Here is a 24,718-nt window from a genome sequence, read left to right as displayed (position 1 = left end):
GCTGCCAACTGCAGCGGAGCCCCACCCATCAGGGTCAGGGCCCCACTGTGGCGGGAATCCAGTCCCGCCGCCGGGGTTACTCCCCGGAAGACTTCAGAGCCTCGGTCAGCGCTGCTTCCACTTCAGCGGCAGACGGCCCCTCGGCATAGCCTTCAGTCATCTGCAGGCTGCGCTTGCGCTTGCGCTCAAGGTGGTGCGCCAGGCCGGTACCAGCCGGGATCAGACGCCCCACGACTACGTTTTCCTTCAGGCCACGCAGGTTGTCTTCCTTGCCGGTCACCGCTGCCTCGGTCAGCACGCGGGTGGTCTCCTGGAAGGAGGCCGCGGACAGGAAGGACTCGGTAGCCAGAGAGGCCTTGGTGATACCCAGCAACAGACGCTCGAACTGAGCCGGCTGCTTGTCTTCGGCACGCAGACGCTCGTTCTCTTCGATGACCCGCTGGTACTCCACCTGATCACCTTTGATGAACTCGGAATCGCCCATCTCCAGAATTTCCACCTTGCGCAGCATCTGACGCACGATCACTTCGATGTGCTTGTCGTTGATGCCAACACCCTGCAGGCGGTAAACCTCCTGGATCTCATTAGTAATATAGCGCGCCAGCTCTTCCACGCCTTTCAGGCGCAGGATGTCGTGTGGGTTGGACGGACCATCGGAGATAACTTCGCCCTTCTCCACGGTTTCACCCTCGAACACGGTCAGCTGACGGTGCTTTGGAATCAGTACCTCGTAGTGATCCTTACCGTTCGGCAGCGGCTTGCCGTCCTGCGGAGTAATCTGCAGGCGAACCTTGCCCTTGGTCTCCTTACCGAAGGAAACGGTTCCGGAGATTTCCGCCAGAATGGACGGCTCTTTCGGCTTACGCGCTTCGAACAGGTCGGCAACCCGCGGCAGACCACCGGTGATGTCCTTGGTACCGCCGGATTCCTGCGGAATACGGGCGATAACGTCACCGACACTCACCTTGTCACCGTCTTTCAGGCTCAGGATCGCACGCGGCGGCAGTGCGTAGTGCGCCGGCGCATTGCTGTTCGCCAGTGTCAGCTCCTCGCCGTTCTCGTCCACCAGGGTCACAGCAGGACGCAGGTCCTTACCGGCAGAGGGACGTTCAGCCGGGTCGATGACCTCGATCGAGGACAGCCCGGTAATCTCATCGGTCTGCTTGCGGATCGACAGCCCGTCTTCCATGCCGGACAGTTTCACCCAGCCGGCCACCTCGGTGATGATCGGGTGGGTATGCGGATCCCACTTGGCCACGATCTGGCCCGGATCGACCTCAGCGCCTTCACGGACACTGATGTTGGCACCGTACGGCAGCTTGTAACGCTCACGCTCACGGCCGGCGCTGTCGGCAAGTGCCAGCTCACCGGAACGGGAAACTGCGACCAGGGTGTTGTTGGTGGTCTCGACCACTTTCACGTTGTGCAGACGGACGGTACCGCCCTGCTTCACCTGGATGCTGTCCGCGGCAGACGCACGGCTCGCCGCACCACCGATGTGGAAGGTCCGCATGGTCAGCTGGGTGCCCGGCTCACCAATGGACTGCGCGGCAACGACGCCCACAGACTCACCGGAGTTGGCACGGTGGCCTCGGGCCAGGTCACGGCCGTAACACTGGGAGCAGATACCGTGGGCAGTCTCACAGGTGATCGGAGAGCGTACCAGCACCTCGTCGATACCCATGGTTTCGATGCGCTCGACCCACTTCTCGTCGATCATGGTGCCAGCGGGCACGGCGATTTCGTCGCTGCCCGGCTTGGTCACATCACGGGCTACGACACGGCCGAGGATGCGGTCACCGAGGGACTCGATCACGTCGCCACCCTCGATCACCGGCGCCATGGTCAGACCACTGTCGGTACCACAGTCCACTTCGGTGATTACCACGTCCTGCGCCACGTCTACCAGACGGCGGGTCAGGTAACCGGAGTTGGCGGTCTTCAGCGCGGTATCCGCCAGACCCTTACGGGCACCGTGGGTGGAGATGAAGTACTGCAGTACGCTCAGGCCTTCACGGAAGTTCGCGGTAATGGCGTTCTCGATAATGGAACCGTCCGGACGCGCCATCAGGCCACGCATACCGGCCAGCTGGCGAATCTGCGCCTCACTACCCCGGGCTCCGGAGTCCGCGTACATGTACACGGAGTTGAAGGAGTCCTGCTCGGCCTCGTTGCCCTCGCGATCGATGACCTTCTCTTTCTTGATGCCGGCCATCATCGCCTGGGTGACCTTGTCGTTGGTCCGGGACCAGACGTCGATCACCTTGTTGTACTTCTCGCCCGCAGTTACCAGGCCTGAAGCGAACTGGCTTTCAATCTCCTTCACTTCCTCTTCCGCGGCGGCGATCAGCTCGGCCTTGGCGGCGGGGATTTCGAAGTCGTTCACACCGATGGAGGAACCGGACTTGGTGGAGAAATCGAAACCGGTGTACATCAGCTGGTCGGCAAAGATGACGGTCGCCTTCAGGCCCACCTTGCGGTAACACTCGTTGAGGATGCGCGAGATGGCCTTCTTCTTCATCGGCTGGTTCACCAGCTCGAAGGGCAGGCCGTCGGGTACGATGTTCCACAGCAGTGCACGGCCGACAGTGGTGTCCTGCAGCGCGGTATTCTCGTGCTTCTCGCCGTCTTCACCGACGATCACTTCGCGGATGCGCACCTTGATCTTCGCCTGCAGACCAACCTGCTTGGCGTAGTAGGCACGGCTCACTTCCTTGACGTCGGAGAAGGCCATGCCTTCACCCTTGTCGTTCACGCGCTCACGGGTCATCCAGTACAGGCCCAGTACCACGTCCTGAGACGGCACGATGATCGGCTCACCGTTGGCGGGCGACAGGATGTTATTGGTGGACATCATCAGCGCGCGGGATTCCAGCTGCGCCTCGATGGTCAGCGGTACGTGTACCGCCATCTGGTCACCGTCGAAGTCGGCGTTGTACGCCGCACACACCAGTGGGTGCAGCTGGATCGCTTTACCTTCAATCAGCACCGGCTCGAACGCCTGGATACCCAGACGGTGCAGGGTCGGTGCACGGTTCAGCAGTACCGGGTGCTCGCGAATCACTTCGTCGAGGATATCCCATACCACCGCTTCTTCGCGCTCGACCATTTTCTTGGCCGCCTTGATGGTGGTCGCCAGGCCGCGGGCTTCCAGCTTGCCGAAAATAAACGGCTTGAACAGCTCGAGCGCCATTTTCTTCGGCAGACCGCACTGGTGCAGACGCAGGGTCGGACCAACCACGATCACGGAACGACCGGAGTAGTCCACACGCTTACCCAGCAGGTTCTGACGGAAACGACCCTGCTTACCCTTGATCATGTCGGCCAGGGACTTCAGCGGGCGCTTGTTGGAACCGGTGATGGCGCGGCCACGACGGCCGTTGTCCAGCAGGGCATCCACGGACTCCTGCAGCATGCGCTTTTCGTTGCGCACGATGATGTCCGGCGCATTCAGCTCGAGCAGGCGCTTCAGGCGGTTGTTGCGGTTGATCACCCGGCGATACAGGTCATTCAGGTCAGAAGTCGCAAAGCGACCACCATCCAGCGGTACCAGCGGGCGCAGATCCGGCGGCAGAACCGGCAGTGCCTGCATGATCATCCACTCCGGGTTGTTACCGGACTTGTAGAAAGCTTCCAGCAGCTTCAGACGCTTGGACAGCTTCTTGATCTTGGTCTCGGAGTTGGTGGCCGGAATCTCTTCCCGCAGGCGCTGGATTTCCGCCGGCAGGTCGATGTCGTGCATCAGCTCCTGGATCGCCTCGGCGCCCATCTTGGCTTCGAACTCGTCGGCGAACTCTTCCATCGCCTCGAAGTACTGCTCGTCGTTCAGCAGCTGACCGCGCTCCAGGGTGGTCATGCCCGGATCGGTGACCACGTAGGATTCAAAGTACAGCACCCGCTCGATATCGCGCAGGGTCATGTCCAGCAGCAGACCGATACGGGACGGCAGGGACTTCAGGAACCAGATGTGCGCGACCGGGCTTGCCAGCTCGATATGGCCCATACGCTCACGGCGCACTTTGGCTTTGGTGACTTCAACACCACACTTCTCACAGATGATGCCGCGGTGCTTCATCCGCTTGTACTTGCCGCAGAGACACTCGTAGTCCTTCACCGGACCAAAAATCTTGGCGCAGAACAGGCCTTCACGCTCGGGCTTGAAGGTACGGTAGTTGATGGTCTCCGGCTTCTTCACTTCGCCGTAGGACCAGGAACGGATCATGTCCGGCGACGCCAGGCCGATACGGATGGCGTCAAACTCTTCCAGCTGCTCCTGGGCTTTCACCAGGTTTAACAAATCTTTCAAGGCCTTTCCTCCAGTTGAGGTAGTCAACCCGGCCTCGGCCGGGCCAGCCGGCGTCCCGATTACCCCTGGGACTGCCGGCGTTCAATCACTATCGCCTTTGACAGGCGCTCACACCGCTACGGGTCTCAGTCGTGCTCCAGCTCGAAATTCATGCCGAGCGCACGGATTTCCTTGACCAGTACGTTAAAGGATTCGGGCATACCCGGCTCCATGCGGTGGTCGGAGTCCACGATGTTCTTGTACATCTTGGTCCGGCCTTCCACGTCATCGGACTTGACCGTGAGCATTTCCTGCAGGGTGTAGGCAGCACCGTATGCTTCCAGTGCCCATACCTCCATCTCACCGAAGCGCTGGCCACCGAACTGTGCCTTACCACCCAGCGGCTGCTGGGTAACCAGGCTGTAGGAACCGGTGGAACGCGCATGCATCTTGTCGTCCACCAGGTGGTTCAGCTTCAGCATGTACATGTAGCCGACAGTTACCGGACGCTCGAAGGCATCACCGGTACGGCCGTCGTACAGGGTGATCTGACCGGAGTCAGGCACGTCCGCCAGACGCAGCAGCTTCTTGATCTCACCTTCGTCGGCACCGTCGAAGACCGGGGTCGCCATGGGTACACCGCGACGCAGGTTCTCGGACATCGCCAGCACTTCTTCGTCGGTCAGGTCGTCCAGCTCTTCCTGACGACCGCCGGTGGAGTTGTAAACCTCACCCAGGAATCCGCGGATCTTCTCGGCTTCCTGCTTCTCCTTGATCATACGGTCGATCTTCACACCCAGGCCTTTGGCAGCCATACCCAGGTGCATCTCCAGAACCTGACCCACGTTCATACGAGACGGTACGCCCAGCGGGTTCAGGACGATGTCGACCGGCTCGCCGTTCTCGTCGTACGGCATGTCTTCCACCGGCTTGATCACGGAGATCACACCCTTGTTACCGTGGCGACCGGCCATCTTGTCGCCCGGCTGGATGCGACGCTTGATCGCCAGGTAAACCTTGACGATCTTCAGCACGCCCGGCGCCAGGTCATCACCGGACTCCAGTTTCTTTTTCTTGTCCTCGAACTGCTCGTCGAGCAGCTTGCGGCGCTCTTTGAGCTGCGCTTCGGCTTTTTCCAGCTGCTCGTTCAGGCTTTCTTCGGCCATGCGCAGCTTGAACCAGTCTTCGCGCGGCAGGTTGGCCAGCACATCAGCAGACAGCACGTCGCCTTTCTTGACGCCCTTGCCACCGGCTACTTTCTGGCCTTCCAGAGCAGACTGCAGACGCTCGAAAGTTGCCGCTTCGACGATACGGTACTCCTCGTTCAGGTCCTTGCGTACCTGGTCCATCTGCGCCTTCTCGATGTCGAGGGAGCGCTGGTCCTTCTGCAGGCCGTCGCGGGTGAAGACCTGCACGTCGATCACGGTACCGCGGGTGCCGCTCGGCGCACGCAGGGAGGTGTCCTTCACGTCGGACGCCTTCTCACCAAAGATGGCGCGCAGCAGTTTCTCTTCCGGAGTCAGCTGGGCTTCGCCCTTCGGCGTCACCTTACCGACCAGGATGTCACCAGCGCCTACTTCCGCACCGATATAGACGATGCCGGACTCATCCAGTTTGTTCAGGGCAGACTCGCCCACGTTGGGGATATCCGCGGTGATTTCCTCGCTGCCCAGCTTGGTATCACGGGCGATACAGGTCAGCTCCTGGATGTGGATGGTGGTGAAGCGATCTTCCTGCACCACGCGCTCGGAGATGAGGATGGAGTCCTCGAAGTTGTAGCCGTTCCAGGGCATGAACGCGATGCGCATGTTCTGGCCCAGTGCCAGCTCACCCAGATCCACGGACGGGCCGTCGGCGAGGATATCGCCGCGGGCAACCACGTCGCCGGTCTTCACGATCGGGCGCTGGTTGATGCAGGTGTTCTGGTTGGAGCGGGTGTACTTGGTCAGGCTGTACAGATCCACACCGGCCTCACCGGCTTCCACCTCGTCGTCGTGCACGCGTACTACGACACGGCTGGCATCGACGCGCTCGATTACACCGCCGCGACGGGCAACCACACACACGCCGGAATCGCGGGCAACAGTGCGCTCCATACCGGTCCCCACCAGCGGCTTTTCGGCGCGCAGGGTCGGCACGGCCTGACGCTGCATGTTCGAGCCCATCAGGGCGCGGTTGGCATCGTCGTGCTCGAGGAACGGAATCATTGCTGCAGCCACGGAAACCACCTGCTTGGCGGAAACATCCATGTACTGGATTTCTGCCGGCGGCTTCAGGCTGAATTCGTTCTTGAAACGGACGCTGACCAGTTCGTCGGTGAAGCGACCCTCGTCATCCACCGCAGCAGATGCCTGGGCGATCACGTAGTTGGCTTCGTTGATCGCAGACAGGTATTCCACGTCGTCGGTCACCTGGCCATCGACCACCTTGCGGTACGGGCTCTCGAGGAAGCCGTAGTGGTTGGCACGGGCATAGGTCGCCAGGGAGTTGATCAGGCCGATGTTCGGGCCTTCCGGCGTTTCAATCGGGCACACGCGGCCGTAGTGGGTCGGGTGTACGTCCCGCACTTCGAAGCCGGCACGCTCGCGGGTCAGACCGCCCGGGCCAAGCGCGGAAACCCGGCGCTTGTGGGTCACTTCCGACAGCGGGTTGTTCTGGTCCATAAACTGGGACAGCTGCGAGGAACCGAAGAATTCCTTCACGGCAGCGGCCACCGGCTTGGCGTTGATCAGGTCCTGCGGCATCAGGCCCTCGGACTCCGCCATGGACAGGCGCTCTTTTACGGCGCGCTCGACGCGCACCAGGCCCACGCGGAACTGGTTTTCGGCCATTTCACCTACGGAGCGCACACGGCGGTTACCCAGGTGGTCGATATCGTCCACCATGCCGTTGCCGTTGCGGATTTCCACCAGGGTCTTGAGCACGTCGACGATGTCTTCCTTGCTCAGAGTACCCTGGCCGGTCTCGTCCTCGCGGCCGAGGCGGCGGTTGAACTTCATGCGGCCAACGGCAGACAGATCGTAGCGCTCGTCAGTGAAGAACAGGTTTTCGAACAGGGACTCCGCGGACTCCTTGGTCGGCGGCTCACCCGGGCGCATCATGCGGTAGATCTCGACCAGCGCCTCGAGCTGGGTGCGGGTCGGGTCAGTTCGCAGGGTGTCGGAAATGAACGGACCGCGGTCCAGGTCATTGGTGTAGAGCGTCTCGAACTTCTTGACGTTCAGGGCGCGCAGCTTGGCCACCACCTCGTCGGTGATCTCGGTATTACACTCGACCGCCACTTCACCGGTGGACTCGTCGACGATGTCGTGCGCCAGCACGCGGCCGTTCAGGTAATCCAGTGGCGCATCCAGGCGGTCGACGCCGGCCTTTTCCAGCTGGCGGATATGGCGCGGGGTGATACGGCGTCCATCCTCAACGATCACGTTGCCCTTGCCATCCTTGATGTCGAAGGAGGCAACGTCACCGCGCAGGCGGGACGGGATCAGCTCGAGGCTGACAGAGTCGTCGTGCAGCTCGAACTTGCTGGTGTCGAAGAACATTTCCAGCATTTCCTCGGAGCTGAAGCCGAGGGCACGCAGGAGAATGGTCGCCGGCAGCTTGCGGCGACGGTCGATACGCACGTAAACCAGGTCTTTCGGGTCAAACTCGAAATCGAGCCATGAACCGCGGTAGGGGATCACGCGGGCGGCGTACAGCAGCTTGCCGGAAGAGTGAGTCTTGCCCTTGTCGTGATCGAAGAATACACCCGGGGAACGGTGCAGCTGGGACACGATCACGCGCTCGGTACCATTGATCACGAAGGTACCGTTTTCAGTCATGAGCGGAATCTCGCCCATGTACACTTCCTGCTCTTTGATGTCCTTGATGGACTTGTTGGCAGATTCCTTATCGTAAATGATCAGCCGCACGCGCACGCGCAGCGGACAGGCGTAGGTGACGCCCCGCAGGGTACATTCCTGCACATCGAATGCCGGCTTGCCCAGCGTGTAACTTACGAACTCCAGCGCGGCATTGCCGGAGTAGCTAACAATCGGAAATACGGACTTAAACGCCGCTTGCAGTCCGACATCCAGTCTGTCGTCAGGGCGAGAATCGGCCTGTGTAAATTTGCGATAAGAATCCAGCTGTATCGCAAGCAGGAAAGGCACGTCCATGACCTTTGGCAGTTTGCCAAAATCCTTGCGGATACGTTTTTTCTCAGTGTATGAGTAAGCCATTCATATTCCCCAGCTTGATCAGTGACAAGACTTCAGTGGAACCCCGGCCGGTCATCCGGCGGTACGGGATTCGCCCGGGCGAGAAGCCTCTGAGCAGTGCAGCTCGCTACACTGGTCGGAAACCTCTCTGCTACCGGCGCTTTTCAGTCGCGCTCGTAATGCGTTAAGGTAATTTCACCAGCCCCAGACGCTGCCTTTTCGGTCACGCTGGCGCAGAAAAACACCACTGCCGCAAACGGCAAAAAGGCCGGCGGACAAAAGTCCACCAGCCTTGCCGCTGACCGTCGAACCTGCCGACGGACAGCGGAGAGTCGCAACAGCCGAATTACTTCAGCTCTACAGTTGCGCCAGCTTCTTCCAGCTGCTTCTTGGCGTCTTCGGCTTCTTCCTTGGTAGCGCCTTCTTTCAGCGGGCTCGGAGCGCCGTCTACCAGTGCCTTGGCTTCTTTCAGGCCCAGGCCGGTGATGCCGCGAACAACCTTGATCACGTTTACTTTCTTGTCGCCGGCAGAAGCCAGGATCACGTCGAAAGAGTCTTTCTCTTCGGCAGCAGCTTCGCCAGCACCCGGAGCGGCCATAACAGCAGCAGCGGCAGTTACGCCGAACTTCTCTTCCATCGCCTCGATCAGCTCGACAACGTCCTTGACGGACATTTCGGCAACAGCATTGATGATATCTTCTTTAGTCAGAGACATGAGTCAGTACCTGATTTGTGTGAGCAGCAAACTGCTCAAATAAGTTTTGAAAACTGCGACTTCGACTGGCGAAGTAATTAAGCAGCTTCTTGCTCTTTCTGGTCGCGAATGGCCGCAATAGTGCGGACCAGCTTGCCAGCAGATGCTTCTTTCAACACGCTCATCAGCTTGGCGATCGCCTCGTCGTAAGTCGGCAGGCTTGCCAACATTGCGACGTCGGTGACCACGCCTTCGAAGGCGGCACCCTTCAGTTCCAGCTTGTCATTCTTCTTGGCGAACTCCTTCAGGATGCGCGCACCGGCACCCGGGTGTTCGTTGGAGAATGCAATGATGCTGGGACCGACGAACTTCTCTATGAGACATTCGTATTCGGTACCGGCCAGAGCGCGACGCGCCAGAGTGTTGCGGACGACTTTCAACCAAACGCCGTTGTCGCGCGCCTCTTTGCGCAGAGCGGTCATGTCATTCACGGTAACGCCGCGGGAATCCGCAACTACCGCTGACAGAGCGCTCGAAGCAGCTTGCTGGACTTCTGCGACAATCGCTTTCTTGTCTTCGAGTCCAATAGCCATAGTGTCACTCCTGGATTTGAAAAAAGACCGGCGCTTCCGCCCCGATCCGTTCCGGTGCTTACAGCTCAAATCCAGCAAAAATACTGGTTTGGGCGTCACCGTCTGCGTAGGCACAGGGCATGGCACAAAGCCACCACTGAATTAAGTCGTTCGGGCCGGCTTGCCGACCCTCCCGTCGCCTACGGTCTTTGACGGCCCGCGCTCTCACGCGGACCCCAAAGTTCGGTTCCCCTGGACGGGATTACTTGATGTCCAGGGAGGCCTGGTCGATGGTCAGACCCGGGCCCATGGTGGTGCTCAGGGTGACCTTCTTCAGGTAGACACCCTTCGCGGAAGCCGGCTTGGCCTTTTTCAGGTCAGCAATCAGGGCTTCCAGGTTTTCTTTCAGCAGCTTGGCGTCGAAGCTTACCTTGCCGATGCCACCGTGAATGATGCCGCCCTTGTCAGCGCGGAAACGCACCTGACCAGCCTTGGCATTCTTGACGGCAGTGGCGACGTCCGGAGTCACGGTACCGGTCTTCGGGTTCGGCATCAGGCCGCGCGGACCGAGGATCTGACCCAGCTGACCGACAACACGCATGGCGTCCGGAGAGGCGATGACGACATCGAAATCCATCTTGCCGGCTTTCACTTCAGCAGCCAGCTCGTCCATGCCCACCAGGTCAGCACCTGCTTCTTTGGCGGCGTCGGCATTGGCGCCCTGGGTGAAGACGGCGACACGCACGTCTTTACCGGTGCCGTGCGGCAGGGTGGTCGCACCGCGAACAGCCTGGTCGGATTTACGCGGGTCGATACCCAGATTGACGGACGCGTCCACAGTCTCGGCGAACTTGACGTTGGACAGCTCCTTCAGCAGAGCAACGGCCTCATCGATGCCGTAGGCTTTGCCGGACTCTACTTTTTCAGCGATCGCGCGCTGACGCTTGCTCAGCTTGGCCATTTACACACCCTCCACTTCAATACCGGCACTGCGGGCAGAACCGGCGATGGTGCGCACGGCTGCGTCCATATCGGCTGCTGTCAGGTCGACCATCTTGGTGGTGGCGATCTCTTCCAGCTGGGCGCGGGTCACTTTGCCTACTTTCTCAGTGTTCGGGCGGCCGGAACCGCTCTTGATACCCGCAGCCTTGCGCAGCAGTACTGCAGCGGGCGGGGACTTCATGATGAAGGTGAAGGAGCGATCGCTGTATACAGAGATCACGACCGGCACGGGCAGGCCCGGCTCCAGACCCTGGGTCTGTGCGTTGAACGCCTTACAGAACTCCATGATGTTCACGCCGTGCTGACCCAGCGCGGGGCCGACGGGCGGGCTCGGGTTGGCCTGACCGGCCTTAACTTGCAGCTTGATATAAGCTTCTACTTTCTTAGCCATTACAGCTTCCTCTCAGTTTGGGTGTTAGCGCCTGCGCTGGACAGCGACAAGGCTGCAACGCTCGGCTCCCCTTTCCCCCTGAAATGACCACACAGGCAGCATGTTTCAGGGACGCGAAAGCCCTCCCCCACCATGGGCGGGAGAGGGCCTGATCCTTCAGCTCAGACTCAGGTCTTTTCGACCTGACCGAACTCCAGCTCGACCGGGGTGGAACGCCCGAAGATCAACACCGCCACACGCAGGCGGCTCTTTTCGTAGTTGACTTCTTCCACCACGCCATTGAAATCATTAAACGGACCGTCGATTACCCGAACCATCTCACCGGGCTCGAACAGGGTCTTAGGCTTGGGCTTGTCGACAGAGTCGTCGATGCGATTCAGGATCGCCTGGGCCTCACGGTCCGTGATCGGAGCGGGCTTGTCTGCCTTGCCACCGATAAAACCCAACACCCGCGGGGTCTCTTTGACCAGGTGCCAGGTATCGTCATTGAGCTCCATCTCCACCAGCACATAACCGGGGAAAAACTTGCGCTCACTCTTACGCTTCTGGCCGGCGCGCATTTCCACCACTTCCTCAGTGGGCACGAGAACCTCACCAAAAAGGTGATCCATCTCGTGCAGCTCGATGCGCTCCTTCAGGGAGGAGGCAACACGCTTTTCATAGCCAGAATAGGCCTGCACTACGTACCAATGCTTAGACATGCGTCATCCTTCAGCCGATGATCTTGGAAGCCGCCCAGCCAAGGGCAGAATCCAGCGCCCACAGAATCAGCGCCATGATCAGTACGAACACCACCACGATAGCGGTGGTCTGGGTCGCCTCCTGACGGGTAGGCCATACAACGCGACGCACTTCTGTCTGCGCCTCACGAAGCAGGGTCCAGAGCGCATGCCCCTTCTCCGTCTTCACGGCCACCACCAGCGCAACGAGACACAGAGCCACGATCGCCAGCACACGGTACAACAGGGGGAATTCGGCGTAGTAGGAGTTACCCGCCACGGCAGCGCCGACGAGCAGAACCACCAGCAGCCACTTCAGGCCGTCAAGACGAAAGGTTTTCGCCTCTACTTTAGCATTCATACAAAGAAGCCCTTAGCGCTTACAAACACAAGCCACACTCACTGATTGGAGCTTGCGACGCCCTCAGGCACTCAGAAAGGCGGGGCGATTGAAAAGTTGGCAGGCCAGGAGGGACTCGAACCCCCAACAGCCGGTTTTGGAGACCGGTGCTCTACCAATTGAACTACTGGCCTAGAAACACATTCAGGCGCCTTGGCACCTGAAAACGAGGGGGCGGATCTTAGCACCCTCCCCTCGATTTGGCAAAGCCGCCCCGACAGGGTCCTGCCAGAGCGGCTTCTCGATCAGCGATTACTCGACGATCTTGGATACCACACCGGCACCAACGGTACGGCCACCTTCGCGAATCGCGAAGCGCAGACCTTCTTCCATGGCGATCGGAGCGATCAGGGTAACGGTCATCTGGACGTTGTCGCCCGGCATTACCATCTCGGTACCTTCCGGCAGCTGTACGTCACCGGTTACGTCGGTGGTACGGAAGTAGAACTGCGGACGGTAGCCCTTGAAGAACGGAGTGTGACGACCACCTTCATCCTTGGACAGCACGTATACTTCGGACTCGAACTTGGTGTGCGGAGTGATGGAGCCCGGCTGAGCCAGAACCTGGCCACGCTCCACTTCGTCACGCTTGGTGCCACGCAGCAGTGCACCGATGTTCTCACCAGCACGGCCTTCGTCCAGCAGCTTGCGGAACATTTCCACACCAGTACAGGTGGTCTTGGTGGTTTCCTTGATACCAACGATCTCGATCTCGTCGCCAGTCTTCAGGATGCCACGCTCAACACGACCAGTTACTACGGTACCGCGACCGGAGATGGAGAATACGTCTTCGATCGGCATCAGGAACGGCTGGTCTACCGCGCGCTCCGGCTCCGGAATGTACTCGTCCAGGGTCTCAACCAGCTTCTTGACAGCAGTGGTACCCATTTCGTTATCGTCTTCGCCGTTCAGGGCCATCAGAGCGGAACCAACGATGATCGGGGTGTCGTCACCCGGGAAGTCGTACTGGTCCAGCAGCTCGCGAACTTCCATTTCCACCAGCTCGAGCAGCTCTTCGTCGTCGACCATGTCGGCCTTGTTCAGGAATACCACGATGTACGGTACACCTACCTGACGGGACAGCAGGATGTGCTCGCGAGTCTGCGGCATGGGACCATCAGCAGCGGAACATACCAGGATAGCGCCGTCCATCTGGGCCGCACCGGTGATCATGTTCTTCACGTAGTCAGCGTGTCCCGGGCAGTCAACGTGCGCGTAGTGACGGGTCGGGGACTCGTATTCAACGTGGGAGGTAGCGATGGTGATACCACGCTCCTTCTCTTCCGGCGCATTATCGATACCGTCGAAAGCAACGGCAGCACCGCCCCAGACTTCCGCACATACGCGGGTCAGGGCTGCAGTCAGGGTGGTCTTGCCGTGGTCAACGTGACCGATGGTGCCCACGTTTACGTGGGGCTTGGAACGCTCAAACTTTTCTTTTGACATTGCTAGCCTCCTAAAGATAGGCCCGCCGGGGCGACACCTATTCGCAGAACCCGCCGAACCGGGCACCAGAAACGCAACACCCGGATACAAATAGCCGCAGAGACACCTGCCCCCGCGGCCATCGAAAAATGGAGCTCATGGGCGGATTTGAACCGCCGACCTCACCCTTACCAAGGGTGTGCTCTACCCCTGAGCTACATGAGCATATTACTGCCACATCCTGCCACCCCAAAGGGCAGCGGATCGACAACCGGTTGGACCGGCTATCAGGCCACCATCCTGGTGACCAGATCCTCGCACAACACACCAAAAAGGCATGGAGCGGGCAGCGGGAATCGAACCCGCATCATCAGCTTGGAAGGCTGAGGTTCTACCATTGAACTATGCCCGCATGCGGGAGCTCCAGGCAAAAGGCCTCACTTCAAACCTTCCGCTGGCGATACCTTAAAAAGGCATCTCAAAATGGTGCAGGGGGGTGGATTCGAACCACCGAAGCTTGCGCGTCAGATTTACAGTCTGATCCCTTTGGCCACTCGGGAACCCCTGCTCGAAAGCGGTGTGCATTCTCTACACCGGCCACGTCGCTGTCAACACTTTTTCTTTCAATTTCACAGACTTAGCCGCAAAACTTCATGTGACAACGCAGAGACAAAAAATGGAGCTGGCGAGAGGAGTCGAACCCCCGACCGGCTGATTACAAGTCAGCTGCTCTACCAACTGAGCTACGCCAGCTTCGTCTCTTTCCCCAAGGTGTCGAATGTCGACCTCCTCAAGTGAGGGCGGGATTCTAGGGGAACTTCCGCTGACAAGCAACTGTTGCGAAAGCACTTTTTTCAGCCCGGGAGAATCAGTCTGGCTGGCGGATTACTGCCCACCTAGTCTGACTCTAGCTCCTCGCACAGATTTTGCCTGCGCTCCATCTCCGGATAGTCAAGCTGCAGCTGCTGCCAGAAGGCGTCAGCCAGCTGCGCCTCGCCCCCGGCCGCCAGCACCACCCAGCGCTCGAGATAGGTGCGGGGCTCTTCGCGGGTCAACGCCGGGTATCCCCGCTCCTGTAACTCGCTGGCCAGAGTCTCGGCCCGGTCGCGCTCGGAGAATATCCCGAACGAGATGCCATTCGTCAGCGAACCCTTCGGAATCACGTAACTATCGATACCCTCGGACTGGAGTGCCCGCAACTTGCGGAACGCCTCGCGACGGGATCCGAGCGGGGACAGGTATACCCAGTAGCGCATCTGCCCCCCCATCTCGACTTCCCGCAGCTCTGCTGCGACCTGCAGCGCGCCCAGGCGCTCAACGATGTCACTGCCCTGGTACTCCTCGCCTACCGGCCCGATGATGGTGCACAGCGTCTGACCATCGCGTTCCGCCTTGCTGGCGGGCCGCTCTACCGGCGGTGGGGCCGGCTGCGGAGGCCCCAGGGACTCCGCCGGGACCTCGTCCACCAGGTCAATACGGGCACCCTCCTGACGCACAGGCGCTGTCGCGGGTTGCGCCTCGGCGGCGGGTTCGGCAAAAAACCTGAACCAGGCAAAGGTTGCCAGGTTGCCTATAACAAGAGCGAGAACTATCCAGCGCATAAATGGCCCGAAGGGGTTTCTGTCCTGATTCTGTTTGTATTACGGATTACTGAGCGCCAGCCCATCCAGCACCAACTCAGGCACCAGCTCTGCCGGGTGACGGGTCAATGAAGCCACGACCGGGCCGTCGCCTCCGGTCAGCACCAGTAATGGATTCGCCGCCTCTGTCGAGAGTTGCTGCATGGCCACGTCGATAGCCCCGATCACCATCAGCATCAGCCCGCGATTGACCGCATCGCCGGTATCACACCCGGGAGCCAGACTCATCCCCGGCTCGATGGTGTCGGCGACCTTCACCGCAGCCGTATCGCGAAACAGGGCGCCGCGCATCAATGCCAGACCGGGGACTATATAGCCGCCGAGGTGCCGCCCACCAGCCCCAAGAAGGTCCAGAGTGACCGCACTTCCGCAGTCAACCACCACACACGGCTGCCGAAACTGCCTGTGCGCCGCCAGCACCGCCAGCCAGCGATCCACGCCCAGCCGGGAAAGGTCCCGGTACCCACAGGTGACCCCGGCACACTCCCGCTGCACCCGGGCAAACTCCACAGCCCAACCGAGCGACCGGATCACCCAGGTGAGTCCCGCCGCTGCCTCAGCGCCGGCCACATTGACTGCCCGCACGCGGCTCACCGGCAGATCCAGCCAGGCCTCCGGTACAACAGAGGCACGGAGACTGGCGGTATCCACCACACCGGAGCGTGGCGCCTTTGCTTCCGCCAGGCGCCACTTGCTACGGGTATTACCGAGATCCACTTCGAGAATCATTCGCCCGCCTCCCCGCTGCGCAACGACACCTCACCGCCGTGAAAACGTTGCAGTTCACCGTCGATTTCCAGTAGCAGCGCCCCGCTCTCATCAACCCCCCGGCTGGCCCCGACCCACTGCCGGGGACCGCTGTGCACAGTGACCTGCCGGCCGGCAAACTGGTCCAGGCCCTTCCACGCGTCCCGATAAGCGGCAAAACCGGCATTGGGGTAAGTGCTCAGCAGGGTCAGCAACTCCTCCAGCATGGCTGCCGCCAGGTGGTTTCGCGCGACACCGGGCCGCACGGACTCCAGGTCGATCCAAGGCTGGTCAATGTCCCGCCCTGCGCCTTCAGCCAGGCCGACGTTGAGGCCGACCCCCACCACCACACCACAGCGGTCGGTAAGGTCGCCGCTGAGCTCCAGCAGCACCCCGGCGAGCTTTCGCCCCCGACACCAGACATCGTTTGGCCATTTCAGCCGCACGTCTGGCACGCCAAAACGCTCAAGCGCCCGCGCCAGCGCAACGCCGACCGCCAGGCTGAGTCCCTCAAGGATTTGCACGCCCCCCTGAAACTCCCAGCCGATTGAGAGGGTAATCCCGCCCGCAAAAGGGCTCACCCACTGGCGCCCGCGACGCCCGCGGCCGGCCGTCTGCTGCTCGGCCAACATCACCAGGCCGTGACCCTCACCGGCATCCATCTGTGCGAGCACCCGGGCATTGGTGGAGTCGACCTGATCCAGGACCTGCAGCGTACCGAGAAGCGCCTGGCCGGAGCGACTCATGAATGCGCGGATTTGATCGGCTGCCAGCAGGTCGAGCCCACCCGGCAGGCGATAACCGCGCCCCTTTTCCGACTCCACCGACAGGCCAAGCTGCTCCAGCTTCTGCAGTTGTTTCCATACCGCCGCACGACTGATGCCGAGCGCCGCCCCGAGGGATTCGCCGGAATGCTGCTGGCCATCGGCCAGCAGTTCCAGCAATGGGCGCAGTGATGCCATGGGATTACTTGTCACGACTTTCTGGCTCACGGGCGGTTTCCAGGTACTGGCGCCGGTAACGCCACCCAAGGCTGGTCAGGATCTCGTAGCCGATGGTGCCGGCATAGCCGGCGACCTCATCGACGGTAAGCTGTTGATTCAGCAGCTGGATATGCTCCAGGGAGCCCCGCTTTTCCGGGGACAGGCCGGTGATGTCGTAGGTGGCACTATCCATGGACACCCGCCCGATCATCGGTACCCGCTGACCACAGGCCCAGGCGCAACCGCGCCCGCCCTGGGCCCGCAACACGCCATCGGCGTAGCCACCGCGGGCCACTGCCAGCCATGAACCCGCCGCAGCGGCCTCGGTGGCACCGTAACCGACCCGACAATCCCGCGTCACCTCGCGCACCTGGATCACCGGCAACTCCAATGTGACGACCGCAGTCATCGGGTTTTGCGTGCCAGGCACCGGGTTGACGCCGTAGAGCGCAGAGCCCGGCCGCGCCAGGTCGAAGTGATAGGCCTCATCGAGAAACACCCCCGACGAGTTGGCCAGGCTGAGCCGCACTGAAGGCAGCAACGCCTGCAACTGTCTCGCGGCGCGCTGGAAAGCGTCGAGCTGCAGGAGATTCTGCGGGTGGCGCGGTTCGTCAGCACAGGCGAGATGGCTCATCAGCAGATCGACCTGTGCCGCCTCGAGCAGGCCCCGGTCGTGGCACAACAGGTCGAACTCCTCGGCCCCCATGCCGAGGCGGGTCATGCCGGTATCGATCTTGAGCGCGCAACGCCCTGCCCGGCCCGTCGCCTGCAGGGTATCCGCCCAGGACCGCAGCCCTGCCGTCGTAAAAATGGTCGGCACCAGGTTCGTTTCCAGAAAGTCCCGCTCGGTCCCTGGACGAGCGCCCGTGAGCACCACGATTTCAGCATCACCACCCAGAAGCCGCCGGAGTACAGTGCCCTCCTCCAGGGTGGCGACAAAAAAGTGGCGACATCCCCGCGCCCAGAGCACCGGCGCCACCCGGCTCATGCCCAGCCCATAGGCATCCGCCTTCACCACCGCACCGCAGCGCTCCACCGACCCGACCCTGCGTTGCAGCAGGTCGTAATTGCGGCCGATCGCGCCGAGGTCTATCTGTAACAGCCCTTCGTCACCAGGCCCCCATGACTGCTCCCGGGGATGCTTCATTTTCAGGTCGCCCCCAACAGGGATTCCCGGCGCAGCGCGCGGGCACCAATGAGAATGAACGCCGCCACCAGCGCCAGGGTGACCACCGAGCCCGCCAGCACTGCGAACAGGGAGACAGAATCGCCCACCAGCAGCGCCTTGAGCCATTGCTGCTGGCCCACCAGCGGCAGCAGCTGCCAGGCCGGTCGGTCCAACTGGACCTGTGACATATCGAGGGCCATCAACAGGAAGAGCGGCGCAACCTGGAGGATACTGAGGCGCATCTGCGCGTCCTTGAACGATTTGGATCCCAGTGCCAGCAGCAGCTGTACTACTGCCACCAGCAGTGCCAACGGCAATAACAGCAAGCCCATCGCCAGCACGCCGGACAGGCTGGTGGCCTGCTGCATCCCCAGCTCCGCCATGGGCATCAATGGCATCAGTGCCGTCAAGGCGGACACCGACAGCAGTCCCGCGAGCCAGCCCAGGCTGGCGACCGCCAGGGTCTTGGCCAACACCACCTGCCAGGGGGGCAGTGGTTGCAACAAAAGGGGCTCGAGGCTCAGGCGCTCGCGCTCGCCGGCAGAGGCGTCGACCGCGGTGGCCAGGCTGGCCACGAACAACGTCATGATCAACAGTGCTGGCACCGAGGCGAGAATCATTTTGCCGCGGTCTGACGGCGTGCTGATGTCCCGCATCTCCATACGCCAGGGCGCCAGCAACTGTGGCGCCACGCCGCGGGCGACCAACCGCTGCTGTACGACCTGCTGCTGCAGCGGAGCGAGACGCTCCTGCAGCTGCCGCCGCGCCCGGCCAGCATCCTTGGAAGCGCCGTCCATATACACATACAGCCGCGGCACCCCGAACTGGCGGTATTCACTGGCGAAATCCTCGCCCACCTGCAGAACCAGATCGTATTCTCCGGCCAACAGCTCTGCGGGTTCGCCGGCTTCGAGTACATCCACCAGCAGCTGCTCTCCGGCCAGCTGCTGCGCCAGCAGGGGAAGCCGCTCGGCGCCGATCAGGGCCAGCCGGGACTCGTTCTCCGACTTGACCTTGAACATGAACACCGTAGCTCCGGTGATCATGGCGGGGAATAACAATGCAAAAGTCACTGCCGTGAGCAGGGCCCGCTTGTCTCTCCACGCTTCCAGAAGCTCCTTGTAGAGCAGCGCTCCCATCGGCCCCCGCAGCCATTGCCTGACCATCCTCATGCCAGCGCCTCCTGCTCGGTTAATTTGCTCTGGCCATACGCCAGGGAGACAAAAGTGTCTTCGAGGTTGTCACAGCCAGCCTGCGCCATCAGGGCAGCGGGCTCGCCATCGCCAACAAGACGGCCTTCCGCCATGACCAGCACGCGATCCGACAGCTCCAGCACCTCTGACATCACATGACTGGAAAACACGATGGTGGTACCGGCCTCTTTCAGGCGCAGCAGTGTGCGCCGCAGGAGCCGCGCAGCGAGCACGTCCAGCCCCCGGGTCGGCTCATCGAGGATCAGGTGTTGCGGTCGATGCACCAGGGCGCGGGCGAGGGAAACCTTCATCCGCTCGCCCTGGGAAAAGCCGACGGTACGCCGATCCCACAGGTCCCCCAGCTCCAGTTCAGAACGGACTCCGTCGAGGGAGCGGGAGAGGTCACTGCCGCGCAATCCCTGCATCTGCGCAAACAGGGTCAGGTATTCTTCCACGGAGAGTCGCTCGTAGAGCCCCTCCCGATCACCCACCACACCCAGCTGCCGACGCACTGCCAGGGGATCCCGGGCCACGTCGATACCGCCCACGCGGACTTCGCCCGCGTCAGCGTTCAGCAGCCCGGAAACAATTCTCAGACAGGTCGTTTTGCCCGCGCCGTTGGCACCGAGCAATGCAGTAATACGGCCGTCGGGAATCTCAAAACTCAGGTCGCGCAGCACCGGCCGTCCTGCAAACTGCTTGCGCAGGGATTTCACCTCGATCATCAGCCCTCTCCCCCTGAGTTTTTTTGCGGTGCCGCGTCCAGCGCAGGGCCGAAGGCATCGGCCATGAACGGCGGGCGACGAATCTCCCCGACACACTGTGTATCCAGCGGCTCGTCCGGTGTATCGAGGAACTCAGCGATCAGATCAGGGATGCAACCCCGCGCAGAGTTGATATGCCCCCCGCCAGCCACCACCAGGTGTTGTTTGTGAGTCAGGTAGTCAAGCCGGGTATCCGCATAATCCGGCGGGGTAATCGGGTCGGCGCTGCCGGAAATCAGCAATACCGGGTGGTCTCTGGGCTCAGGGGTGGGGTAGGAGCGCTCCGCCACCGGCCACACCCTGCAGCCGGCCTCGAACAGGTCGTAAAAACCGCTGCCCAGAAATGTCTCGCGACTGTCAGCGGCCACCTCTTCCGCGCTGATGCGATTGAGTTCCTCCGCACAGGCGACAGAAAAAGTCAGCCCCATGGACATGGTGTCACTGGCGGGCAGGAACAGACTGGAAAGCCCCGACAGGGGCAGAAGGTTACCGCGGGCAGCCTGGTGAATGACGTAGGGCAACTGTGCGGCGACGCCCGGATCGTACAGGGCAGTCCGCACGGCATTGGCCACTTCCCAGCGCGGCACCCGTCTTCCGATCGCGGCACCGGTCAGCGGGTCCGCCAGCCGGGCGTCACCCGAGCCCCACTCCGCCAGCAGGCGGTCGAGATCCTTTCGCCAGTCTCCAAACCCGGCACAGGACGGATCTTCCCGACAGGCATCCTGCAATTGCTGCAGCGCCTGTTCTGCAGCGCGCGCACTGAGAAAAACCTTCGTTTCAATCGGTGCGACTCCATCCAGCACCAGGGCGCTGAGGGACTCCGGATACCATTGCTGGTACAGCAGTGCCGTCCGCGTTCCCCAGGAGCCGCCCCACAGGACGATCTTTTCGTGGCCGAGATGGGTCCGCACTTCCTCCAGGTCGTCCACGGTCCGCCGACTGTAAAGATCTTCGGTGCGAGCACGCTGCTCCTGAAAGCAGCCACTGAGGTGCATCGCAAATGCATCCAGATCTGCCGGGAGCTCCTCCTCGAGGCCACAATCAAAGGCACCGGAGCGACCCGCGCCACGGCGGTCCACCATCACGATGTCCCGGTTGCGATTGATCCTGTTGAAGCTGGGCAGCAACGGAACCAGGTCACTGGCGGCCTGGCCCGGGCCTCCCGCCAGCAGATAGAGCGGCTCACTGCCGTCCGGGTTCACCGCAGGTGCAACCGCCACGGCCAGCTCTGCAGGTTGCTCCCCTGCCCCGACCGGGACCTGGTAACAATGCAGAGGCTGGGACCAGCCGTCGAGAAAACAGGTTTTCTCCCCGGACTCCCCGGCGAAAACGTCCGCACTGCGCAGCAGCGCAACGTTAGCCAACAACAGCGCAAGGATGGTGAACCCCGCGCGTTTTCTGGCCAATTCCTTTGCCATCAGCCACTTCTCCCAGTGTTCCTCAAATAAGCCGGCCCAGTTTATCGAAAAAACCGCCCTGCCGTCGCCGTCAAGGCCATTAGCGCAGCCGGCGGCGCAGTGGTAAGGTCGCATTTTGCTCCTCACTCGACCACAGCCATGAATTTTTCCGACCGAGAGAAACAGCTGATCCGGGCCGCTTTTGCCTGGGGACAGATTGCCCACCAGGAGGGCTTTGAGTTGTCGGACCTGGAGATCGAGAAATCGGTCCTGTTCCGCCGACTGCTGGCAGGCCGACCGGCCCTGACCTTCCCACCGCCGCTCCGCCACGGATTCCCCTGGTACGAGGTCATCGAAGGGCGCAATCAATTCGTGGTCAATGCCTCCGAACCCTCCCCGGACTGCAGCATCATTGCCCCGGGCAGCAGGCCTGGAGACACCTGTATCCTGATTGACGGATCTCTGTGGCGCGTCGCAGAAACGGTGAAGCCCGGCCAGGAATATATCGTTGAGTGGGGGGCCTACCCGATTCAATGGCGCCTGCGGAAGCACTGGGAAGTGAATTACGAGATGACGCGGCAACTGCATCAGTTCCGTCAGGAGAACCCTTCCGCAGAGATCCGCCTCGACCCGGGCAATGGTCCGCGCGAGTGGGGCGAGCTTCGTATCGATGATCAACAGACCGTGTGGCTGAGCGAATGGCACCTCGGCCGTATCGGCCTGTCCGGCTGGGTCTGGGTCGGCCATCTTGAGCAACCGCCCGCGAGGGCGGAATTCACCCCCCTCTTCGAGGACGACCGGGGCCCGCTCTTGCTTGCCGAGGGCAATGGCGAATGCGGGGTGGCCTGGCTACGGGTGGAGCAGGCCGGGGAGGAGTCCCGCTTTATCCGCCTGGGCAACACCCAGGACTACCGCAGCCTGGTTGCAGAGGCCATGGGCGATCCCGAGAGCCTGATTCAGGGCATTGAAGGCAATATGCTGGAGGTCATGGACTGCCGCGGCCTCGAGCCCCTGCGCAGGCTCTCGGTACCCACCCACCTGGCGCCACTGGAAGAGTTCGACCTCGGCAAGCCTACCTTCGACCTGGTTCCCGAGAACGCCCGGGATCGCTGACGTCAGTCAACATCCCGGCCGCGGGCGGCGCGCAACAGCATGAACCAGGGCTCAAGCGGCATTTCATGGTCAGCTGCGGCGAGGGCTCCCTTCAAACGCTCCAGGTTACCGCTGCCAAGCACCGGCACCATCCGGCTCGGATGCCTCAACAGCCAGCTCAGTGCAATCTGCTGGGCATCCATACCCAACTCCCCACGCAGGGACTCCATGCAGCCCCGAACCCGGGCTGCTGCCTCGGCACCGCCGGTAAAGAGATCTCCGCCGGCAAAGGGCGACCAGGCCATGGGCAGGATACCCTCCTTCTGGCAGTGATCGAGTTGGCCATCGAACATGGGCGTACTGTGCAGCAGGGAAACCTCGATCTGGTTGACCACCAGCGGCGCCTTCAAACGCGACTGGAGGAGCTCCACCTGATGGGGCAGGAAGTTCGAGACACCCACTGACCGCACTTTTCCCGTATCTACGAGGTCGTCCAGCACCGCAGCAAGCTCTGCCGCATCCATTAATGGATCTGGGCGATGCAACAGCAACAGATCCAGATAGTCGGTTCCGAGATTGCTGAGGCTGCTCTCAACCGAGCGCCGCACGTGCGCTTCACCTGAGTCGTAATGGTTCAGCCGATAGTCATTGCGGCTACCGCACAGCTTGATCCCACATTTACTGACGATCTCCATACGTGCACGGACGGACGGGTCGATTTGGAGCGCCTCTCCAAACAGCGCTTCACACTGGTAATCACCATAGATGTCGGCGAGATCGAATGTCGTCACACCCAGCTCGAGCAGCTGCTCGGCCAGGCCCAATCGCTCTTGCGGATTCATTTCCCAGCTATCCATTCGCCACAACCCCATGGCCACGCGGGACATGGAAAACTCACTGTTTAACCGGGACGTCACTCTCTGCATAGAAAACTCGCTAACAATTACGATGTGAAGAAGGCCAACCCTTTGGGCGCACCTCGATCAGGAAGGTGCGCATTGTAGAGGCCCCTCCGGCACTTTGCAGCCGTCTCCATTTGCTGATTCTCTTTGCAACACGCTGGGCGACGCTGCTCTGGAATAAGCCCCGGTCTATTCACAACCATACCCCACCCTGGTGGACACTCTGTTCACTGACTTCGTCTCCCCGGTTGCCCACAGATTCACTGGAAGGATCTGTGCATAACCATGGAATAGCCACCGCGGGATTCGAAATGCCGAGGCTTGCAGAAGGGCGCATAAAAAAACACCGTTGGCCGCGAGCCAGCACGAGCCTGTATGTACAAACAGTATTTTTAAATCAACTCACAGGGCAGAAAATTATTGCACGCTCGATACGAGTTCAGAGATCCGGTTCCAACCCCGGAGTTATCCCCACAGCCAACTTTGTCTGTGAACATTCCTTCCGCATATTTACCAGCTGATGCCACCCTCAAACCAACTGCTCAGTTACCAACAGAGAGACTGGAAACATCTGTGCATAAGCGTTGGAAAGTTACAGGATGGGCAGGCATACCGTGGAGCAGGCGATAATGGTGAAAATTACGTCAGGGTAACTGGTTCCAAGTTGTGGAGACTGAGCCATCGGGGTAGCGGCTTAGACTACATGTGGATTTGGGTGGCGCAGAACCGAGGGTGAAGGGGGTAGCCGGAATCACCTTGACTCTTTCGCACAGCGAAAGTAGCGGAACGCCGTCCGGGTCATCGGCAGGCAGGGCCTTTGGAATGAAAGCATGTGTGCAGTGATGACTAGCCTTGCAGTCGCCTTCCCTGGCGCTACTGCTGTGCGCTCGGTCGGGCCCCGGCCCGGCCATCCTTGGCCGGTCGCTATGGGGCGCGCGAAGCATTGCTTCGCCAACGCGCCCCCTGGCCCTACTCTCACGATGCCAGGCAATACGACATCGTCGGGCACTGTAAATAAAAAAAGGGCCACCCGATTGGGTGGCCCTTTCTTTTATTTAGAAGCCTGACAAACGGCAACGCCGTTTGGACTGCCGCAGGCAGCCCGAAGGGTGAGGGCTGCAGGTCCGAATCACCATGACCCTTTC

At 61.1% G+C, this 24,718-nt stretch carries 18 protein-coding genes and 5 tRNA genes; 1 reads left to right on the top strand and 22 read right to left on the bottom strand.

What is annotated here, in order from left to right; genetic code table 11:
- Positions 1 to 76: 76 nt before the first annotated feature.
- The 21 genes from rpoC to LVD12_RS15465 all read right to left on the bottom strand — a co-directional run bounded on the left by rpoC (position 77) and on the right by LVD12_RS15465 (position 21,600).
- Entirely contained in the window at positions 77 to 4,306 is a 4,230-nt protein-coding gene (gene rpoC, locus LVD12_RS15565; RefSeq protein WP_237068648.1) for a DNA-directed RNA polymerase subunit beta', read from the bottom strand.
- A 125-nt stretch (positions 4,307 to 4,431) separates the two neighbouring features.
- The gene (gene rpoB, locus LVD12_RS15560) at positions 4,432 to 8,505 is read right to left on the bottom strand and encodes a DNA-directed RNA polymerase subunit beta (RefSeq protein ID WP_237068647.1); all 4,074 of its coding nucleotides are present in this window, start codon (positions 8,503 to 8,505) and stop codon (positions 4,432 to 4,434) included.
- Positions 8,506 to 8,830: 325 nt separating this feature from the next.
- The gene (gene rplL / locus LVD12_RS15555; protein WP_237068646.1) at positions 8,831 to 9,199 is read right to left on the bottom strand and encodes a 50S ribosomal protein L7/L12; all 369 of its coding nucleotides are present in this window, start codon (positions 9,197 to 9,199) and stop codon (positions 8,831 to 8,833) included.
- Between the two features lie 77 nt (positions 9,200 to 9,276).
- Positions 9,277 to 9,771, bottom strand: coding sequence for a 50S ribosomal protein L10 (gene rplJ, locus LVD12_RS15550; protein ID WP_237068645.1), 495 nt, complete (start codon positions 9,769 to 9,771; stop codon positions 9,277 to 9,279).
- A 241-nt stretch (positions 9,772 to 10,012) separates the two neighbouring features.
- Positions 10,013 to 10,711 (bottom strand): 50S ribosomal protein L1, encoded by a 699-nt coding sequence (gene rplA, locus LVD12_RS15545; RefSeq protein ID WP_237068644.1) that lies wholly within the window; start codon positions 10,709 to 10,711, stop codon positions 10,013 to 10,015.
- Positions 10,712 to 11,143 carry a 50S ribosomal protein L11 gene (gene rplK / locus LVD12_RS15540; protein ID WP_237068643.1) on the bottom strand — a complete coding sequence of 144 codons (432 nt, stop codon included), beginning with the start codon at positions 11,141 to 11,143 and terminating at the stop codon, positions 10,712 to 10,714.
- Between the two features lie 167 nt (positions 11,144 to 11,310).
- Complete coding sequence (nusG, locus tag LVD12_RS15535) at positions 11,311 to 11,844, bottom strand: transcription termination/antitermination protein NusG (protein WP_091517132.1); 534 nt, start codon at positions 11,842 to 11,844, stop codon at positions 11,311 to 11,313.
- Positions 11,845 to 11,854: 10 nt separating this feature from the next.
- Positions 11,855 to 12,223 (bottom strand): preprotein translocase subunit SecE, encoded by a 369-nt coding sequence (gene secE, locus LVD12_RS15530; RefSeq protein WP_237068642.1) that lies wholly within the window; start codon positions 12,221 to 12,223, stop codon positions 11,855 to 11,857.
- Positions 12,224 to 12,320: 97 nt separating this feature from the next.
- Positions 12,321 to 12,396, bottom strand: a tRNA-Trp gene (locus LVD12_RS15525).
- 118 nt (positions 12,397 to 12,514) lie between these two features.
- Positions 12,515 to 13,708: an elongation factor Tu gene (gene tuf / locus LVD12_RS15520; protein ID WP_237068641.1), complete on the bottom strand. Its 1,194-nt coding sequence runs from the start codon at positions 13,706 to 13,708 to the stop codon at positions 12,515 to 12,517.
- Between the two features lie 129 nt (positions 13,709 to 13,837).
- A tRNA-Thr gene (locus tag LVD12_RS15515) sits at positions 13,838 to 13,912 on the bottom strand.
- Positions 13,913 to 14,025: 113 nt separating this feature from the next.
- Positions 14,026 to 14,099: transfer RNA gene (locus LVD12_RS15510), tRNA-Gly, on the bottom strand.
- Positions 14,100 to 14,171: 72 nt separating this feature from the next.
- A tRNA-Tyr gene (locus LVD12_RS15505) sits at positions 14,172 to 14,255 on the bottom strand.
- 109 nt (positions 14,256 to 14,364) lie between these two features.
- Positions 14,365 to 14,440, bottom strand: a tRNA-Thr gene (locus tag LVD12_RS15500).
- A 143-nt stretch (positions 14,441 to 14,583) separates the two neighbouring features.
- Positions 14,584 to 15,288: an SPOR domain-containing protein gene (locus tag LVD12_RS15495; protein WP_237068640.1), complete on the bottom strand. Its 705-nt coding sequence runs from the start codon at positions 15,286 to 15,288 to the stop codon at positions 14,584 to 14,586.
- A 39-nt stretch (positions 15,289 to 15,327) separates the two neighbouring features.
- On the bottom strand, positions 15,328 to 16,056 hold the full coding sequence (locus LVD12_RS15490) for a type III pantothenate kinase (RefSeq protein WP_237068639.1): 729 nt from the start codon (positions 16,054 to 16,056) through the stop codon (positions 15,328 to 15,330).
- Positions 16,053 to 17,066 carry a bifunctional biotin--[acetyl-CoA-carboxylase] ligase/biotin operon repressor BirA gene (gene birA / locus LVD12_RS15485; RefSeq protein ID WP_237068638.1) on the bottom strand — a complete coding sequence of 338 codons (1,014 nt, stop codon included), beginning with the start codon at positions 17,064 to 17,066 and terminating at the stop codon, positions 16,053 to 16,055. The genes LVD12_RS15490 and birA overlap by 4 nt, the downstream gene beginning before the upstream one ends.
- Positions 17,041 to 18,204, bottom strand: a complete 1,164-nt coding sequence (gene alr / locus LVD12_RS15480) for an alanine racemase (RefSeq protein ID WP_237068637.1) — start codon at positions 18,202 to 18,204, stop codon at positions 17,041 to 17,043. The genes birA and alr overlap by 26 nt, the downstream gene beginning before the upstream one ends.
- A 2-nt stretch (positions 18,205 to 18,206) precedes the next feature.
- Positions 18,207 to 19,397: an ABC transporter permease gene (locus LVD12_RS15475; protein ID WP_237068636.1), complete on the bottom strand. Its 1,191-nt coding sequence runs from the start codon at positions 19,395 to 19,397 to the stop codon at positions 18,207 to 18,209.
- A complete protein-coding gene (locus tag LVD12_RS15470) occupies positions 19,394 to 20,143 on the bottom strand; it encodes an ABC transporter ATP-binding protein (RefSeq protein ID WP_237068635.1) in 750 nt (249 codons plus the stop codon). The genes LVD12_RS15475 and LVD12_RS15470 overlap by 4 nt, the downstream gene beginning before the upstream one ends.
- Complete coding sequence (locus tag LVD12_RS15465; protein WP_237068634.1) at positions 20,143 to 21,600, bottom strand: alpha/beta hydrolase; 1,458 nt, start codon at positions 21,598 to 21,600, stop codon at positions 20,143 to 20,145. The genes LVD12_RS15470 and LVD12_RS15465 overlap by 1 nt, the downstream gene beginning before the upstream one ends.
- Positions 21,601 to 21,738: 138 nt before the next feature.
- Here LVD12_RS15465 and LVD12_RS15460 point away from each other — a divergent pair, with 138 nt between their 5' ends.
- Positions 21,739 to 22,692 carry a hypothetical protein gene (locus LVD12_RS15460; RefSeq protein WP_237068633.1) on the top strand — a complete coding sequence of 318 codons (954 nt, stop codon included), beginning with the start codon at positions 21,739 to 21,741 and terminating at the stop codon, positions 22,690 to 22,692.
- Between the two features lie 2 nt (positions 22,693 to 22,694).
- Here the strand turns inward: LVD12_RS15460 and LVD12_RS15455 are convergent, their stop codons facing one another.
- Positions 22,695 to 23,543, bottom strand: coding sequence for an aldo/keto reductase (locus LVD12_RS15455; protein ID WP_255771980.1), 849 nt, complete (start codon positions 23,541 to 23,543; stop codon positions 22,695 to 22,697).
- Positions 23,544 to 24,718: the final 1,175 nt, after the last annotated feature.

This window comes from Microbulbifer guangxiensis, assembly GCF_021729075.1.
GTDB lineage: Bacteria > Pseudomonadota > Gammaproteobacteria > Pseudomonadales > Cellvibrionaceae > Microbulbifer > Microbulbifer guangxiensis.
The sequence above is the reverse complement of the archived record's forward strand: the minus strand, read 5'-3'. Positions and strand labels throughout refer to the sequence as shown.

Coding starts and splice junctions, on each gene's coding strand:
- rpoB (WP_237068647.1), bottom strand. CDS start 8,505: ATGGCTTACTCATACACTGAGAAAAAACGTATCCGCAAGGATTTTGGC.
- rplL (WP_237068646.1), bottom strand. CDS start 9,199: ATGTCTCTGACTAAAGAAGATATCATCAATGCTGTTGCCGAAATGTCC.
- rplJ (WP_237068645.1), bottom strand. CDS start 9,771: ATGGCTATTGGACTCGAAGACAAGAAAGCGATTGTCGCAGAAGTCCAG.
- rplA (WP_237068644.1), bottom strand. CDS start 10,711: ATGGCCAAGCTGAGCAAGCGTCAGCGCGCGATCGCTGAAAAAGTAGAG.
- rplK (WP_237068643.1), bottom strand. CDS start 11,143: ATGGCTAAGAAAGTAGAAGCTTATATCAAGCTGCAAGTTAAGGCCGGT.
- nusG (WP_091517132.1), bottom strand. CDS start 11,844: ATGTCTAAGCATTGGTACGTAGTGCAGGCCTATTCTGGCTATGAAAAG.
- secE (WP_237068642.1), bottom strand. CDS start 12,223: ATGAATGCTAAAGTAGAGGCGAAAACCTTTCGTCTTGACGGCCTGAAG.
- tuf (WP_237068641.1), bottom strand. CDS start 13,708: ATGTCAAAAGAAAAGTTTGAGCGTTCCAAGCCCCACGTAAACGTGGGC.
- LVD12_RS15495 (WP_237068640.1), bottom strand. CDS start 15,288: ATGCGCTGGATAGTTCTCGCTCTTGTTATAGGCAACCTGGCAACCTTT.
- LVD12_RS15490 (WP_237068639.1), bottom strand. CDS start 16,056: ATGATTCTCGAAGTGGATCTCGGTAATACCCGTAGCAAGTGGCGCCTG.
- alr (WP_237068637.1), bottom strand. CDS start 18,204: ATGAAGCATCCCCGGGAGCAGTCATGGGGGCCTGGTGACGAAGGGCTG.
- LVD12_RS15475 (WP_237068636.1), bottom strand. CDS start 19,397: ATGAGGATGGTCAGGCAATGGCTGCGGGGGCCGATGGGAGCGCTGCTC.
- LVD12_RS15470 (WP_237068635.1), bottom strand. CDS start 20,143: ATGATCGAGGTGAAATCCCTGCGCAAGCAGTTTGCAGGACGGCCGGTG.
- LVD12_RS15465 (WP_237068634.1), bottom strand. CDS start 21,600: ATGGCAAAGGAATTGGCCAGAAAACGCGCGGGGTTCACCATCCTTGCG.
- LVD12_RS15460 (WP_237068633.1), top strand. CDS start 21,739: ATGAATTTTTCCGACCGAGAGAAACAGCTGATCCGGGCCGCTTTTGCC.
- LVD12_RS15455 (WP_255771980.1), bottom strand. CDS start 23,543: ATGGGGTTGTGGCGAATGGATAGCTGGGAAATGAATCCGCAAGAGCGA.